General features: G+C 70.1%; 12 protein-coding genes. 2 read left to right on the top strand and 10 right to left on the bottom strand.

The genetic code is table 11. The features are described from left to right. Window positions 1-8: 8 nt before the first annotated feature. From NO900_RS02005 to NO900_RS01975, 7 genes are all read right to left on the bottom strand, one after another. Complete coding sequence (locus tag NO900_RS02005) at window positions 9-1190, bottom strand: 4Fe-4S dicluster domain-containing protein (protein WP_256407537.1); 1182 nt, start codon at window positions 1188-1190, stop codon at window positions 9-11. Then, the gene (locus NO900_RS02000; protein WP_256407536.1) at window positions 1190-1870 is read right to left on the bottom strand and encodes a molybdopterin dinucleotide binding domain-containing protein; all 681 of its coding nucleotides are present in this window, start codon (window positions 1868-1870) and stop codon (window positions 1190-1192) included. Before NO900_RS02000 ends, NO900_RS02005 begins: the two co-directional genes overlap by 1 nt. Before the next feature lie 99 nt (window positions 1871-1969). After that, window positions 1970-4372 (bottom strand): molybdopterin-dependent oxidoreductase, encoded by a 2403-nt coding sequence (locus NO900_RS01995; protein ID WP_256407535.1) that lies wholly within the window; start codon window positions 4370-4372, stop codon window positions 1970-1972. Window positions 4373-4624: 252 nt separating this feature from the next. Then, the gene (locus tag NO900_RS01990) at window positions 4625-5581 is read right to left on the bottom strand and encodes a DUF7260 family protein (RefSeq protein WP_256407534.1); all 957 of its coding nucleotides are present in this window, start codon (window positions 5579-5581) and stop codon (window positions 4625-4627) included. 195 nt (window positions 5582-5776) lie between these two features. Next, window positions 5777-6619: an eIF2B alpha/beta/delta subunit family protein gene (locus tag NO900_RS01985; RefSeq protein ID WP_256407533.1), complete on the bottom strand. Its 843-nt coding sequence runs from the start codon at window positions 6617-6619 to the stop codon at window positions 5777-5779. A 437-nt stretch (window positions 6620-7056) separates the two neighbouring features. After that, entirely contained in the window at window positions 7057-7413 is a 357-nt protein-coding gene (locus NO900_RS01980; protein ID WP_256407532.1) for an RNA polymerase Rpb4 family protein, read from the bottom strand. Window position 7414: 1 nt separating this feature from the next. Continuing rightward, window positions 7415-7708: a 50S ribosomal protein L21e gene (locus tag NO900_RS01975; protein ID WP_256407531.1), complete on the bottom strand. Its 294-nt coding sequence runs from the start codon at window positions 7706-7708 to the stop codon at window positions 7415-7417. Window positions 7709-8037: 329 nt separating this feature from the next. On the opposite strand from NO900_RS01975, the gene mptA reads away from it, so the two are divergent. After that, on the top strand, window positions 8038-8967 hold the full coding sequence (gene mptA / locus NO900_RS01970) for a GTP cyclohydrolase MptA (protein WP_256407530.1): 930 nt from the start codon (window positions 8038-8040) through the stop codon (window positions 8965-8967). 613 nt (window positions 8968-9580) lie between these two features. On the opposite strand, the gene NO900_RS01965 is transcribed toward mptA, so the two are convergent. From NO900_RS01965 to NO900_RS01955, 3 genes are all read right to left on the bottom strand, one after another. Continuing rightward, window positions 9581-10387 carry a TrmB family transcriptional regulator gene (locus tag NO900_RS01965; RefSeq protein WP_256407529.1) on the bottom strand — a complete coding sequence of 269 codons (807 nt, stop codon included), beginning with the start codon at window positions 10385-10387 and terminating at the stop codon, window positions 9581-9583. 144 nt (window positions 10388-10531) lie between these two features. Continuing rightward, window positions 10532-12190, bottom strand: coding sequence for a DUF255 domain-containing protein (locus NO900_RS01960; RefSeq protein WP_256407528.1), 1659 nt, complete (start codon window positions 12188-12190; stop codon window positions 10532-10534). Window positions 12191-12360: 170 nt separating this feature from the next. Then, window positions 12361-12582 (bottom strand): DUF8028 family protein, encoded by a 222-nt coding sequence (locus tag NO900_RS01955; RefSeq protein WP_256407527.1) that lies wholly within the window; start codon window positions 12580-12582, stop codon window positions 12361-12363. 253 nt (window positions 12583-12835) lie between these two features. Here NO900_RS01955 and NO900_RS01950 point away from each other — a divergent pair, with 253 nt between their 5' ends. After that, the gene (locus NO900_RS01950) at window positions 12836-13918 is read left to right on the top strand and encodes an asparaginase (RefSeq protein WP_256407526.1); all 1083 of its coding nucleotides are present in this window, start codon (window positions 12836-12838) and stop codon (window positions 13916-13918) included. The last annotated feature ends 35 nt before the right edge of the window (window positions 13919-13953 follow it).

The raw sequence follows: 13953 nt of genomic DNA, 5'->3' as shown, positions 1-13953 counted from the left end.
GGATCACCTCAGGGCTGATTCGTCCACTGCTCGCCCTCGCGCACTTCCATCGGCTCCTCGATGGGCATGTCGACCACCTTCTTTCCCTTGCGGTCCCACCCCTTCACGCGGTTCTCCTTGACGGTGTACGTCTCGATGAGACGGGTGGTCGCGCCGAACAGCTGGAGGATGCCGAGCACGTGGTGGCTCGGATCGCGGGCCCGCCGCTGGATGATCTTCACCGACTCCTCGTACGTGGAGCCGGGCCAGTCGTTCCGCTTCTCCTCGACGTTCGGCGTGAACATCTGCGTGAGGAACTCCGGCGGGACGTGGAACGGCGGCATGTAGAACACCTGCGGCTGAGTGCCGAACTGCGGGTACAGCGGAAGCGCGACCTTCTCGTCGGACTTGACGAGGTAGTTGATCGGCGAGCGTCCCGCCGCGGCCGAGGAGACGCCGTTCGGGCGTCCGGCGTCGGGGCCGCGGTTGATGTTGCCGTGCAGGCGGGTCTTCCCGATACACGAGGAGACGCACCGCGGGACGTTGCCGTCCTCGATGCGCGGGAAACAGCCGACGGGCTTCTCGGAGATGCCCGTCTCCGGGTTGTACATCGGCTTGTGATACGGGCACGCTTTCACGCATCGACGGTAGCCGCGGCACCGCTCCTGATCGAGCAGGACGATGCCGTCCTCCTCGCGCTTGTAGATCGCCTTCCGCGGACAGGCCGCGAGGCAGGCCGGGTTCTTGCAGTGGTTACAGAGCCGCGGGAGGTAGAACTGCCACATGTCGTGGTACTCCTCCTCGTGGGGATCCGACTCCACCACGTCGCCGGCGGGGTACTCTCCGTGGGACTGGTCGTCGCCGAGCGCCGGGTACTCCCAGTCCTCCTTCTCGGCGACGTACCCGCGGACCTGCTCGCCCTCCTCGGCGGCCTCGAATATCGTCCGGTCCGCGCCGAGGTCGTCGAGCAGCCGCATGTCCCACCCCATCGGGTAGCCGCCGTACGGCTCGGTCTCGACGTTCATCCACCACATGTACTCCTCGCCCTCGCCGCTGGTCCACGTGGACTTGCAGGCGAACGAGCACGTGTTGCAGTTGATACACCGGTTCGTGTTGATCACCATCCCCCAGTGCCAGTCGCGCTCCTCCTCGCGCTTCTCGTAGGGATAGCTCTGCTCACGGCCGAGCTGCGGATTGTAGGTCCGTGGCATCAGTCGTCACCTCCGCCCGCACTGCTCGTCGTCTGTAGGCTGCCGTCGATGTAGTCGGTCACCAGATCGTCCTGCCGGGCGTCGCCCGGCCGCCAGTCCGCCTCCTCGTACTTTTCGACCTCGACGAGCGTGTCGCGCTCGACGCCGGTAGGGGCCCAGACCGCCTCCTCGTACCCCTGCGCGAAGCCGGCGTCGTGCCAGGCGACGTCCTCGTCGACGAGCTCGGAGACGTTCGGGTCGCCGAAGGTCGGCTTGTGGACCATCCCGTCGGACTCCAGCAGCGGATCGAGCCAGATGTTCGTGGCCACGTTGTAACCGTGCGCCTCCTTGTCCGGGTTCTTCTCGTCCTCGGGGAACTGCTGGTCCCACCACCCGTGCCAGATGGTGAGCTGCCCCACGTCGCCGGCGTCGGTCGGGCGCTGGCGCTCGCTGACCATCGCGCGGACCACCATCGACCCGCGCTCGCCCGAGATCCGGACGTAGTCGCCGGTCTCGATCCCGATCTCCTCGGCGTCGGTCGGGTGCATCTCCACGAACGGCTCGCCGAGCGGCGGGGCGTCGTTCGTCTCGCCGTCGCCGGTCGGGAACGAGAAGTCGTCGACCAGCCGCTCGGTGCCCGCGGGGTCGGCGTTGGTGGAACCGAAGTCGCGCGACGACCAGATGAGGTTCCAGTCGGTCATCCCCCACGAGGAGTGGGTGCGGTACTTCGGGTGCGGGGTGTTGTAGTGGAACCGTTTACCGTCTTCGTAGAGGTCGTTGCTGCCGGTCTTCGCCGCGTCCTACTTCTCGCCGGGGTCGTACGGCGTCCCCTCGACGCTCTCGAAGTGGTGGATGTCGTCGCGGCCGAGGTCGATGAGCCGGTCCTCCTCCTTGTGGAACTCCATCCGCCCGGTCTTCGTGTAGAAGGGGCGGTCCTCGTTGACCTGCGAGTAGAACGGGATCCGGGGATACGTCTTCAGCTGGAGCCGCTCGGGCCCGTCGCGGAGGTCCTCGACGTCGATGTCTTTGGTCGTGGTCCCCGCGTCGAACGCCTCCTGAATGTACTCGGTGACGTCGCCGTCATCGTCGAGGAACTCCGCGAAGTACGAGCGGTAGGAGTCGACGTTGCGCTCCGCGGGCGGGATTTTCTCGTCGAGCTTCTCGGCGACGCGCGCGACGATTTCCCCGTCTTGCATCGTGTCGTAGATCGGGTCCATCACCCCGCTGTCCATCTGGACGAACGGGTTCTCCGGCCCGACCGTGACGTCGGGGTAGTCGCACTCCAGCCAGGAGGGGACCGGGAGGACGATGTCGGCGTACTCCGCCGAGTACGTCATGTGCATGTCCGAGACGACGAACAGCTCGTTCGCCGTGTCGGGGTGCGTGACGAAGTTGTCCATCACGTGCTCCTGGTGTTTCGTCTGGTTCAGGAGGTTGCAGTTCATCGTCCACAGGATCTCGGGCCGGTGGAGGTTGAACGAGGATGCGTCCTCGGGCATCAGCGGCTCCGCTAAGTCGTCCTGCGCGACGAGGTCGCCCTCGAACTCCCCGCGGACCTCGCGGGGATCGAGCGTCTCACCGCCGAAGAACGCGAACATGTGGCCCGGGTAGATCCCCTCGGCGCTGTTGCCGTCGGGGTTGACGTACGTCGGATAGCCGTCGAGGAGCTCGATCTTGTACTGGCCCGAGTAGTTGTAGTAGCCAGCCCCCCGCTGACCGATGTTCCCGAGCATCGCCTGGACGAGGAAGATACCGCGCTGGACCTCGCTGGCGCCGTAGAACCAGTGGTTGATTCCCTCACCGGTGAACCACTGTCCCTTGTCGGCGGCGGCGAACTCGCGGGCGGTCTGCCGGAGCTTCTCCGCCGGAATCGTCGTAATCTCCGCGACGGTCTCGGGGGCGTAGTTCTCCAACACGTTCGCCTTCTGGCGGGCGAAGTCGGACCGGACGGAGACCGTACTGCCGTCGGCCAGGCTGATCTCGGTGTCGACCTCCAGCTGCGGTGTCTTCGGGGTCTCGGCCCCGACCGACTCGCGGTCGACGGCGTACGGCTCGCCGTCCTCGCCGACGGCGACGAACTGACCCCAGTCGCCCTCGATGTGGTGGCTCGGCTCCTTCTCGACGCCGCCCTCGGGCGGCTCGACGTCGTCGAACACCTCGTGCGCCCGGAGGTACTTGTCAGTGTCATCGCGGACCAGCAGCGGAAGCGAAGTGTACCCTCGCATGAACTCCTCGTCGTACAGTCCCTCGTCGATAACGACGTGCGCGAACGCGAGGGGGACCGCGGGGTCGCTCCCGGGCCGGACGGGGAGCCACCGGTCGCACTTCTGGACCGTCGGCGAGTAGTCGGGATAGATCCCGACCATCTTCCCGCCGCGCTCGCGGCTCTCCTGGAGCCAGTGGTTGTCCGCGAGCTTGTTGTGGATGAGGTTCTTCCCCTGAATGATCGTGTAGTCGGCGGCCCGCCACGCCGAGGCGTCGGCGTCGCTGGTCTGATGACCCGTCGTCATGACGTGGCCCGGCGGGAGGTCGGCGTACCAGTCGTACTCGGTCCACTCGCTCCCGCCGAAGATCGACGCGAGGCGACGCGCCGAGCCGTGCCGCGTGAACAGGCCGTCGGCCTTGATCGCGTTGAAGACGTGAAAGCGACGCTCGTCCTCTAAGCTCGCCATCTTCTCGGCGATCAGGTCGAGCGCCTCGTCCCACGAGACGCGCTCGAACTCGTCCCGTCCTCGCCCCTCGGGGTTGGGGTCGTCCGGGTCCCACCCCTTGCGGACGAGGGGGTACTTGATCCGGCTGGGTTCGAACGTGCGCCGGTGGAGCGTCAGCCCCTTCATGCAGCCGCGGGGGTTCCAGTGGCGGCTGACGCCGGCCTCCTCGTACCCGCCCGGGCTCCCCGGTCCGGGGCTCCCTTCCTCCTCGTGGTATATCTGTTCGGCCCGGATCGGCACCCCGTTCCGCATGTAGAAGTTCAGCGCGCACGACTGGGTACAGTTGGGGTGACACACCGTCCAGTCGACCGCGTCGTATGCGTAGATGTCGTGGTACACCTCTTCCCAGTCGCGGTTGGGATACGACCGCAACGGGTTCTCGACGTCGGTGACCGGATCGACGGACTGCGTCGCCGCCCAGCCGCTCGACGCCAGTGCCGAGACCGCACCCGCGGCCGCGGACGTGATGAACTCCCGTCGGCTCAGTTCCACGCCGGTCCACCTCCGTGCTCGTTCGGGCGCATACGCGTGAGATTCCGATTATGACCTTACAAAGGAGCCACCGCGTTTTCGAAATGTAGTGCACCCGCACGAACATATTCGTGGGAAAGTGGAAGCTTGTCAAATTGCGGGTAGCAGTGCACGGCTGCTGGGGTCGGTGACGCCCCTCGTCGGAGCACACGGGAACACGTCTCCCGCGACGACCGGCGCGGAGCGCCTCGACGAGGCGCGCGGCGTCGGCGGCTACCGTCCGTCGGCCAGCCGCCGCGCGACGCGGTCCCGGTCGTCGCGGATCCGCTCCGCCAGCTCGGACACCTGCGCCAGCACGGGGTATCGGGGCCCGTCCGTCGGCTCGTACAGGTACTCGTAGAAGGCGCGGTCCTCGCCGGGGTCGGTCGCGGGGTCCGGCGTCATCGGCGGGTCGGCGAGCGTCTCCTGTCGCTCCGCCGCGATCTCGTCGCACTCGTCCTCGAGCTCGTCGAGCCGCTCCCAGACGTCGAGCGCCGCGTCGGTCCCGGGTCCGGAGACGCCGTCGAGGTGTTCGAGGAGGCGCCGCCGGCGGCAGTCGACGCGGGAGAGGTCGCTCTCGAACGCCCGCAGCGCCTCGATCTCCTCGTCGATCCCGTCGGCGAGCGACGAGCGCGCCTCGGCCGCCCGCCGGCTGCGCCTGACGAGCGCCGACTGGGACGCCGCGGAGAGGGTGCCGTTCGACGCCAGCGCGGCCGCCGTGTCGGGGCCGAGCTCGGCGGCGAGGCTCTCGGGGATCGTCTCGTCGTACTCCTCCCTGTAGTGGGGGACCGACATCACCGTGTCGCGGTACGCCGCCAGCACCCGCCTGAGCCTGACGTCGTCGCCGCCGACGCGGTCGGCCGTGCGGACCGCGGCCATCGACCCGTCGAACCCCGGCCCGGTCGACCCGGTCGGCGCCGGGTCGAGCGTGGAGACGCGGTCGGCGAACTCCTCGAACGCGTCGCGCTCGGCGAGGACGCGCCGCCGCTCGCGCTGGTCGGCGTCGACCGCCTCGCGGACGTACGCGAACGCGAGGAACGCCGCGAGCCCGACGACGACCGCCGCGACGACGGCGGCCGGCTCGGTCGCCGCCGCGCCGACCTCGCACGAGAGGCCCGTACACTCTCTCATCGCTTCCGGGTCCGCGTGGCGGATCCGGAAGACGTTGGCGGAGCCCGAATACACGCTCATTACGCTCGTTAACACGGTACATACACAAAGCAGTTACGTCCGCGTTCGGGCTCCGACGCGGTGGCTCCGCGTCGGCGCCGGGTTCGATAGCGGTCGCCCACCGTCCGGCTGCCGTCCGGCTGCCGCCCGGCGACCGCCCGGCCACCGCCCGGCGACCGCCCGGCCACCGCCCGGCGACCGCCGGCGACTCCCCGGCTACTCGACGACGCCGTCGTCGGTGATCACGGTGTCGATCATCCCGATCGGGGTCGCGTCGTAGCTCGGATTCTCGATCTCGACGTCCTCGACCGGCTCGCGCATCACCTCGACGGCGTCGCGGAACTCGTTCTCGAAGCGGAACTCCTCGATCGTCTTCGCGCCCGAGCCGACCGCGGTCACCGGGATCCCGAGCTCGCGGGCGGTGACCACGAGGGGGAAGGTCCCGATCCGGTTGTAGTAGGTGCCGCCGGTAATACAGGTGATCCCGAGGAGGACGCGGTCGCAGTCGCGGAGGGCGTACCCCATCGCGCTGTCGACGACCATGTGGACGTCGACGCGGGACATCCCGGCGAGCACGCGCGCCGTCTTCCGGCCGAGGGTCCGCGGGCGCGCCTCGGTGACGTAGACGGTCAGGTGCGCGCCGTCGCGGGCGGCGTTCTCGATGGACTCCAACACCGTCGTCGAGTAGTCGTGGACGAGCAGCGTCTCGCCGTCCTCGATGCGTTCGGCCGCGTTGGCGGCGGCCTCCCCCTTGGCCGTCTCGATGTCGTCGGCGACCCGGTCGATGGTGTCTTCGAGGAGCTGTTTCGCGTCTTCGACGCTCGTGGGCTCGCCGATGATCGAGCGCTCGACGTCGCGCATCGCGTTGTGGAGCGCGGCGTGGGAGGGGTTCGACCGCCGCAGGACGCCCGCGTTGTGCTCTAGGTCGCGCTCGAACTCGTCGACGGTCACGTACTCGCGGTCGAGCAGCTCCGCGAGCGCGCGCGTCGCCTTCACGGCCACCGCCGACGTGCTGTGAGTCCGCATCGCCCGGATCTCGGCGACGGTCTCGTCGATCATACCGATCCCCTCGTCGCCGCCGTTCAAAGGGATTCCGGGGTTTCGCCGACCGATCAAAAAACGCGGTGGCGCGTGCCGGTGAGCGGCCGGTAGGCCGCGAACCGCACGCGCGAGGGAGTCGGTGGTCCGGAGCAACGCGGAGGACCACCGACGAGGCTGGGGAGGCGTGAGGCGCTGTGCGGAGCGGTCGGGCGGGACTCAAAGGGGCAGCCGCGCTCGACGAACCCCAGCGACGCAAGGACCGCAGGGAGCGTAGCGACCGAGGACCGCAGCGAGCTGTGGGAGTCGAGCGCGGCTGGGGCTTTGGCGATGTTCGTCGGCGATCCACCGGCAGCCATTTATAAGTGAGCGGCTGGGGCCTTGGCGGTGCACTCTGCAGAGCAACCGTCAGTGACGTATCGAACGAAACGCGAAACAGAAAGCCGCTCAGCGACGTCTCAGGCGTACTTCGCGACGATGTCCAGCACGTCGTCGAGCTCGTCGCCGTCGAGCGAGTAGCGCTCCTGGGCGAACACCGAGCGCAGCTCGGTGCGGTCCTCGGGGAGCAGGTCGGCGATCTTCACGGCGGTCGGGACGTCGATCTGCTCCAACTCCGTCAGCTCCTCGACGAGCTCGCGGGACTCGTCGGCGTCGAGCCGGGCGAACCGGTTGACGTGCTCGATCGCGCGGGCGAGCTCGTAGCGGAGGTCGCGGTCCTCGTCCTCGGCGCGCTCCGCCTCGATGTCCACGAGGACCTCCTTCGCCTCGGAGACCGTGACGTACTCCTCGTCGACCTTCTCTTTGAAGATCGTCATCTCAGTTCTGCTGGGCGCTCATGTGGGCGGCGCGGACGATGAGCGTCTTCGTCTTCCCGCCGTCCGGAATCTCGACTTTGAACGCGGCGCCCTGCTTGCCGACGACGGTCCCCGTCCGACCGTCGAAGCGGGGGTGGAAGCGACCCTCCTGGACGCTGGGGTCGATCTTGAGGTGGACCTGCGAGCCCGTCTCGAACTCCTGAATGGCTCGCTGCGGCGGCGACGTGCCGCGGTCGCGCGGTTTGTTCGAGAGCTTGTCGCGGGTCGCCTTCTGAGGCCCATTGGAACTCGGCATGGTCTTGGGCTACGTTCCGCTGCCGCAGGTATAAATGGTGCGTTACGGGTCTCGCCCGAGATCGGGTACCATGCCCGGGTCGGGCGCCGGGTCGGCCCTAATCGAGCTCCGGGTCGGACTCCGGATCGGTCCGCTGGCAGACGCCGGATCGGTCCCCGGTCGGGCACCGGATCGAACGCGCCCGGCGGGGGCGGTTCGTCGATCGAACGACGCGAGGAAGTCGCCGCCGAGGAGCGGGGTCCGAGACCCCCGCCGCGGGCGCCGAAACTACCCCATGCAAGCCCCCCTATCGAAAGTGCTAATCCCGGGAGTTCCCTAACGTGTTCGTAATGAGTCATCAGCTGCCGGACGTACAGGCGTCGGCGCCCGACGTCACGGTCGGGCTCTCACAGGTCGGCGTCACCGGCGTGGAGAAGCTCGTCAAGCTCGCCCGGGGGGATCGCCGTCCCATCGTCCTCATGGCCGAGTTCGAGGTGTTCGTCGACCTCCCGAGCGGCCGCAAGGGGATCGACATGTCGCGGAACCTCGCGACGATCGACGAGATCCTAGAGGAGATCACCCGCGAGGAGGCGTACCGCGTCGAGGACGTCTGCGGGGACGCCGCCGAGCGGCTCTTAGAGAAGCACGACTACACCACCACCGCCGAGGTGTCGATGACCGCGGAGCTCGTCACCCGCGAGGACACGCCGGCGTCCGGGATCGAGACGCAGAGCACGTCGACCATCATCGCCAGCGCGACCGCGACGGAGGACGGCACCCGCGAGGAGATCGGCGCGGAGGTCACCGGCATGACCGTCTGTCCCTGCTCGCAGGGGATGAGCGAGTCCCGCGCCCGCGAGAAGCTCGCCGAGCTCGGCGTCGACGAGGAGACGACCGAGGAGTTCTTGGACGCCGTCCCGCAGCCGGGCCACTCCCAGCGCGGTCACGCGACGCTCACCGTGACCACCGACGGCCACCCCGACATCGACCTGCGCGACCTCATCGACGTCGCCCGCGACTCGATGAGCGCGCGGATCTACAACATGGCGAAGCGGCCGGACGAGGACCACATGACCTACGAGGCCCACGCCGACGCGAAGTTCGTCGAGGACTGCGTCCGCGCGCTCGCCGAGGGGACGATCGAGGAGTTCGACCACCTACCGGACGACGCCGTGATCCGCATGAAACAGTCGAACGACGAGTCGATCCACCAGCACAACGCCCACGCCGAGCGCGAGGTCACGATGGGCGACCTGCGGACCGAACTGAACGCGCGCTAGACGCAGCCAGATACCCGTTCACCGAACGACCCTCGAACGCTCTAACCGCTCGATCAGATCGAGTCGCCCACTCTGTAGCGAACGCCGCCGAAGCCCCAGCCGCTCGGTTGTACGCGGTCGCCACTGGATTGCCGGTGAACACCGCCAAAGCCCCAGCCGCTCGCTTATAACTGATTGATACTGGATTGCCGGTGAACACCGCCAAAGCCCCAGCCGCTCGCTTATAACTGATTGATACTGGATTGCCGGTGAACACCGCCAAAGCCCCAGCCGCGAGGACTGCGCACGCTCGCTGCGCTCCTCACTCGGTCGCTCACTCTGTTCGCTTCCTCGTTGCGGTGCTTGGCGTCGCCTGCGCAGTCCTCGCGGCTGCCCCTTTGAGTCCCACCCGGACCGCACCGCAACCGCAGCCTCACACCTCCCCAGCCTCGCCGCGGCCGCCGGCGGCGGCCGCGGGCTCCCTCGCGCGTGCGGCTCGCGCCGCGTTGCGGCGCTCACCGGCACGCGCCGACCGCGTCGTTGTTTATAAATAGTCACCGCCGTCGCTCGCTGCCGCGTCTCCGCTGGCCGAGGTCGGCTCAGCGTGTGTCAGCGAATATCGAACGGATCGATCTCACCCGAACGACAGCGGTTCCGCCTCCGTCCACCGCGGCTCGAACTCCTCGCTCACGCTCGTCGCGAACTCCGCGTCCTTCACGTCGATCATCGCGAACGGCTCGTCGCCCGAGAGCGGATGCGGCACCTCGATGCACACCTCGATCCCGTCGAAGACGTTGAACGTCCCGTCGACGCCCGAAGTGGTTCGGACCTCGAACCCCGCCTTGTCCGACAGCTCCGCGGTGTAGCGCCGGCCGACGCTCCGCGGGAGCGCGTCGACGGTCTCCGGCGACAGCAACACCCGGATCTCGACGCCGCGGTCGAGCGCCGACTCCAGCTCGGCGGCGACCTGCTCGCCGATCGTGCCGAGGTCGAAGCCGGTCGCCGGCGCGCCGACGACCACCACCATCCGGCGCTCGGCGGCCGCGATCCGCTCCAAGAGGAGGTCCGTCGCCTCCTCCGCGCCGACCGCCGCGGTCCAGAACTGGCCGTCGACCGGTTCCCCCGCGTCGAGCTCGGTCGAGAGGTCGGCGACGACCTCCTCGTACTGCTCCGCCCGCGTCTCCAGCTCCCGCTTCTTCTCCTCTAACAGCCGGTCGAGCGCCGCGTCGGGCTCGACCGCCGCGTACTTCTTCGGCCGGCTGGCGGCCTGACTCCGGACGAGGCTGTGCTGCTCTAAGCTGTTGAGCACGTCGTACACCCGTCCCATGGGGACCTCGCTGGCCCGCGAGAGGTCCTTCGCCGTCGTCGGTCCGGTGCGCAACAGCGCGCGGTAGGCGCGCGCCTCGTACTCGGAGAGCCCCAGGTCCCGAAGGGATGCCATACGGACCGATCAGACGGCACCGATATAAACACGTCGCCCGTTTACACGCGGAGGTAGTGGGAAGCCCGCCGTGCCCGGGCGGCGGCGGACCGGGCCGATCGCGGAAACCGACCGAATACGGTCGAACGCGCCGACCGCCGCGTCCTACTCCGCGGTCTCGGCGACCCGCCGCATCAACTCGTCCGGCGTTTCCGCGGGCTTGGAGACTGCGTCGCCAGCGAGCACGACCGCCGACCCGGCGGGGACCGACCGCGGCGCGGGCGCTTCCTCCAGGTGGGCGTTCGGCGCGACGACCTTCTCGTGGTCGGCGACCCGCCACGCCGCGCGGTGGAGGTCGCTGCCGGGCTCGTCGCCGACCGCGACGACGGTGGTGCCGCGGCGGAGCCGCCCGACGAGGCTCCCGTAGCCGGCGACCTGCACGCTCAGCCGCTCCGTGGCCCCCGCGAACGATTCGGCCGTCTCGCGGGCGACCTCGCGGTAGCGGTCCTCGCCGGTCAGCGCCGCCAGGTCGAGCAGCGCGGTCGCCATCTCGACGTTGCCGTCGAGCGGGCGGAACGGGCGGTCGAGCAGGCCCGCCCCCGACCGCGGCCCGTCCACGAAGGAGCCGTCGACGTGCAGGCGGTCGATCGCTCGGTCCGTGACCGCGCGGGCGACGTCGACGCCCTCGCCGAGGACCCCGGCGGCGCGGACGTACGCGCTCACGACGCGGGCGGCGTCGTCGAGCAGGTCCGACTCGCCGGCCTCGTCGCTCCCGCGGAAGTGCGTCACCTCGCCCGAGTCGGCGTCGATCAGGTCGCGTTCGAGGCCGTCGAGGATCCGCTCGGCGTACTCCCGGGCGCGCTCGCGGTCGGTGTAGGCGGCGACCGCGAGCAGCGCGTCGGCCGCGAGCGCGTTCCCGCCCGCGAAGACGGTGAGGTCGCGGCGGGGCGCGTCGAGCTCCGCGCGGTCGTCGGCGGGCGCGGCGTAGTACGCGCGACCGAGCCCCGGGCCGAGGCTCCCGCCGACGCCGTAGCCGGTCCAGAGGTCGTCGGTGAGGAAGCCGACCGCGTCGGTCGCGGGCGTCAGGTACGCCTCGTCGCCGGTGTAGAGGTAGGCGTTCGCGAAGGCGCGCGTGACGGCCGCGTTCGTGTCGATCGGCTTCTCGTAGGCGACGTCGCCCCAGTCGCGGGTCCCCGCGAACCGGAAGAAGCCGCCGGCGACGTCGTCGGCGAGGTGGTCGCGCACCGCGTCCAGCGTCCGGAGGGCGCGGTCGCGGTCGCGCTTGAGCGCGAACTCGACGGTGCGGGGAAGCGGGAACTTCGCGTCCGTCCCCCAGCCGGCGTACTCGGCGTCGTACTTCGCCTCGACCTGTCCGGCGAGGTGGCTCTCGATCGCGTCGGTCAGCTCGCCGCGCGGCGGGAGGTCGGCGTCGAGCGCGCGGGGGACCCGTCCCGCCGACCGCCCCTTGTCGGCCCACATCCCCCGGACAGACTCCAGCACCTGTCGCATCCCGTCGACGTCGAGGTAGCCCGCGCCGGTGAGCAGCTCGCCGTCGGGCGTGAGGAAGGCCGTGGTCGGGAACCCGCCCATGTTGTACCGCTCGCGCACCCGGGGGCGCCGGTCGACGTCGACGCGGACCGGGACGAACCCCTCGTTGACGTTGGCGGCGACGCGGGGCTCCGCGTACGTGACGGCGTCCATCTCGTGACAGCCCTCGCACCAGGTGGCGGACAGCGAGAGGAGCACGGGACAGTCCCGCTCGTCGGCCTCGGCGAACGCCTCGGCGCCCCAGTCGCGCCACTCGACGTGCGTCTCGTCGGTCATACGGGCGGTCGGGTCGGCCCGTGGGTAAGCGCTTCGAGACGGCCGGGAGGCCGGCCGCCGTATCGACGGCCGCGACCGCGGAAGGCGATCGCAGAAGGCGAGCGGGAGGGCGTCGTCGAACGGTCCGATGCGGTCGAAGGGCGGCGCCTCGGCTCCGGGCGCCGCGCCGGTCAGCGCTTGTAGTCGTGGCCGACCGCGAGCGCCAGCGCGTTCGCGAACAGCAGGCCGACGAACAGCAGGCCGGTGCCGCCGTCGAGCCCCGAGTACAGGAGGACGGGGTAGGCGGCCGGGATGGCGATCGCGGCCCAGAAGGCGGCGGCCTTCACGGTACCGGTCATCAGTCCGGCCACCTGTCGGCCGGAGGCGAGGCGCGTGGGAGCGGGGATCGACATGGACACCGCTCACTACGACGGGGACCCACATATACCCGGGAGAGGGTTCGGGGGATTTCACCACGTTTCTCGGCGGACGACGAACGTTTTAGAACGCCTTCAGAGACGAGTAAAACGTTCATAGAGGGATGATATCTTTTTTCGGCCGCGGTCGGAGATCGATCCGGATCGCCGCCGAACGGTCCCGCCGCCCCGTCGGACGGGGTGCCGCCGCGGGACCAACCGCTTTGGTCCTCCGGGAGTACCGGGAGGTATGACGAACGCGAAGCCGACGGCGGAACGCGGAGCGCGAGGGGAGGGACGGACCGCGGCCGACGGCGGGACGAAGCCGCGCGTCGCGGTCCTCGCCTGCGGCGGCACCATCGCCTCGGAGCCGGACGACGGCGGCGCGGCGCCGGCGAAGACCGGCGACGACCTCGTCGCGGCGGTGCCGGGCGTCGAGCGACACGCGACCGTGAGCGCCCGCGAGGTCTGCTCGCGGCCGGGGTTCGACGTGCGGTGGCGCGACGTGCTCGCGACCGCGGCGGCCGCGCGGGAGGCGGTCGCCGAGGGGGCGGACGGCGTCGTCGTCACCCACGGCACCGACACGCTCGCCGACACCGCGTTCGCGCTCGACCTGCTCACCGACCTCGACGCGCCGGTCGTCGTCACGGGCGCGCAGCGCCGGCTGGACGAGGCGTCGAGCGACGCGCCCGCGAACCTGACGCTGGCGGTCCGCGCCGCCGCGGACGACCGGTTCGCGCCGGGCGTTCACGTCGCGTTCGACGACGAGTGCCACGCCGCCCGCGACGTGATCAAGGGCCACAGCAACGCGCTCTCGACGATGACCTCGCCGGGGACCGGCCCGGTCGCGACGTTCACCCGGGCCGGGTCGCGGCTGGTCCGGACGCCCGAGCGCGGCGTCGACGTCGACCCGCTCGCCGACGCGATCGGCGGCGCCGACGAGGTCCCCGAGGTCCCCGTGATCCACTCCGGGACGGGCGTCGGCGCTGACGCGATCGAGCGCGCGGTCGACGCGGGCGTCGGCGGGCTCGTGGTCGAGGGGACCGGCCTCGGGAACGCGACCGCGGCGATCGGCGACGCGGCCGCCGAGGTCCTCCCGGAGACCCCCGTCGTCGTCGCCGGACGCCCCCCGGCGGGCCCGACCGAGCCGGTGTACGGCACGCCCGGCGGCGCGGTCACGCTCGCGGAGCACGGCGCGACGTTCGCCGGCCCGCTCCCCGCGTCGAAGGCGCGGGTGGCGCTCGCGCTCGGGCTCGCGGCCGACCTCGACCGCGGCGGGGAGGGCGCCGGGGGCGACGCCCTCGCCGACCTGTTCCGGACGCCGGACGTCTGATGGGCGAGAAGGCACAGGGAGCCGTTTGCGCTTAC

Source organism: Halorubrum rutilum (assembly GCF_024494565.1).
This window is presented reverse-complemented; position numbering and strand designations above follow the sequence as displayed.

Coding starts and splice junctions, on each gene's coding strand:
- NO900_RS01975 (WP_256407531.1), bottom strand. CDS start 7,708: ATGCCGAGTTCCAATGGGCCTCAGAAGGCGACCCGCGACAAGCTCTCG.
- NO900_RS01960 (WP_256407528.1), bottom strand. CDS start 12,190: ATGACCGACGAGACGCACGTCGAGTGGCGCGACTGGGGCGCCGAGGCG.
- NO900_RS02005 (WP_256407537.1), bottom strand. CDS start 1,190: ATGCCACGGACCTACAATCCGCAGCTCGGCCGTGAGCAGAGCTATCCC.
- NO900_RS01990 (WP_256407534.1), bottom strand. CDS start 5,581: ATGAGCGTGTATTCGGGCTCCGCCAACGTCTTCCGGATCCGCCACGCG.
- NO900_RS02000 (WP_256407536.1), bottom strand. CDS start 1,870: ATGACCGACTGGAACCTCATCTGGTCGTCGCGCGACTTCGGTTCCACC.
- NO900_RS01980 (WP_256407532.1), bottom strand. CDS start 7,413: ATGACGATCTTCAAAGAGAAGGTCGACGAGGAGTACGTCACGGTCTCC.
- mptA (WP_256407530.1), top strand. CDS start 8,038: ATGAGTCATCAGCTGCCGGACGTACAGGCGTCGGCGCCCGACGTCACG.
- NO900_RS01950 (WP_256407526.1), top strand. CDS start 12,836: ATGACGAACGCGAAGCCGACGGCGGAACGCGGAGCGCGAGGGGAGGGA.
- NO900_RS01955 (WP_256407527.1), bottom strand. CDS start 12,582: ATGTCGATCCCCGCTCCCACGCGCCTCGCCTCCGGCCGACAGGTGGCC.
- NO900_RS01985 (WP_256407533.1), bottom strand. CDS start 6,619: ATGATCGACGAGACCGTCGCCGAGATCCGGGCGATGCGGACTCACAGC.
- NO900_RS01965 (WP_256407529.1), bottom strand. CDS start 10,387: ATGGCATCCCTTCGGGACCTGGGGCTCTCCGAGTACGAGGCGCGCGCC.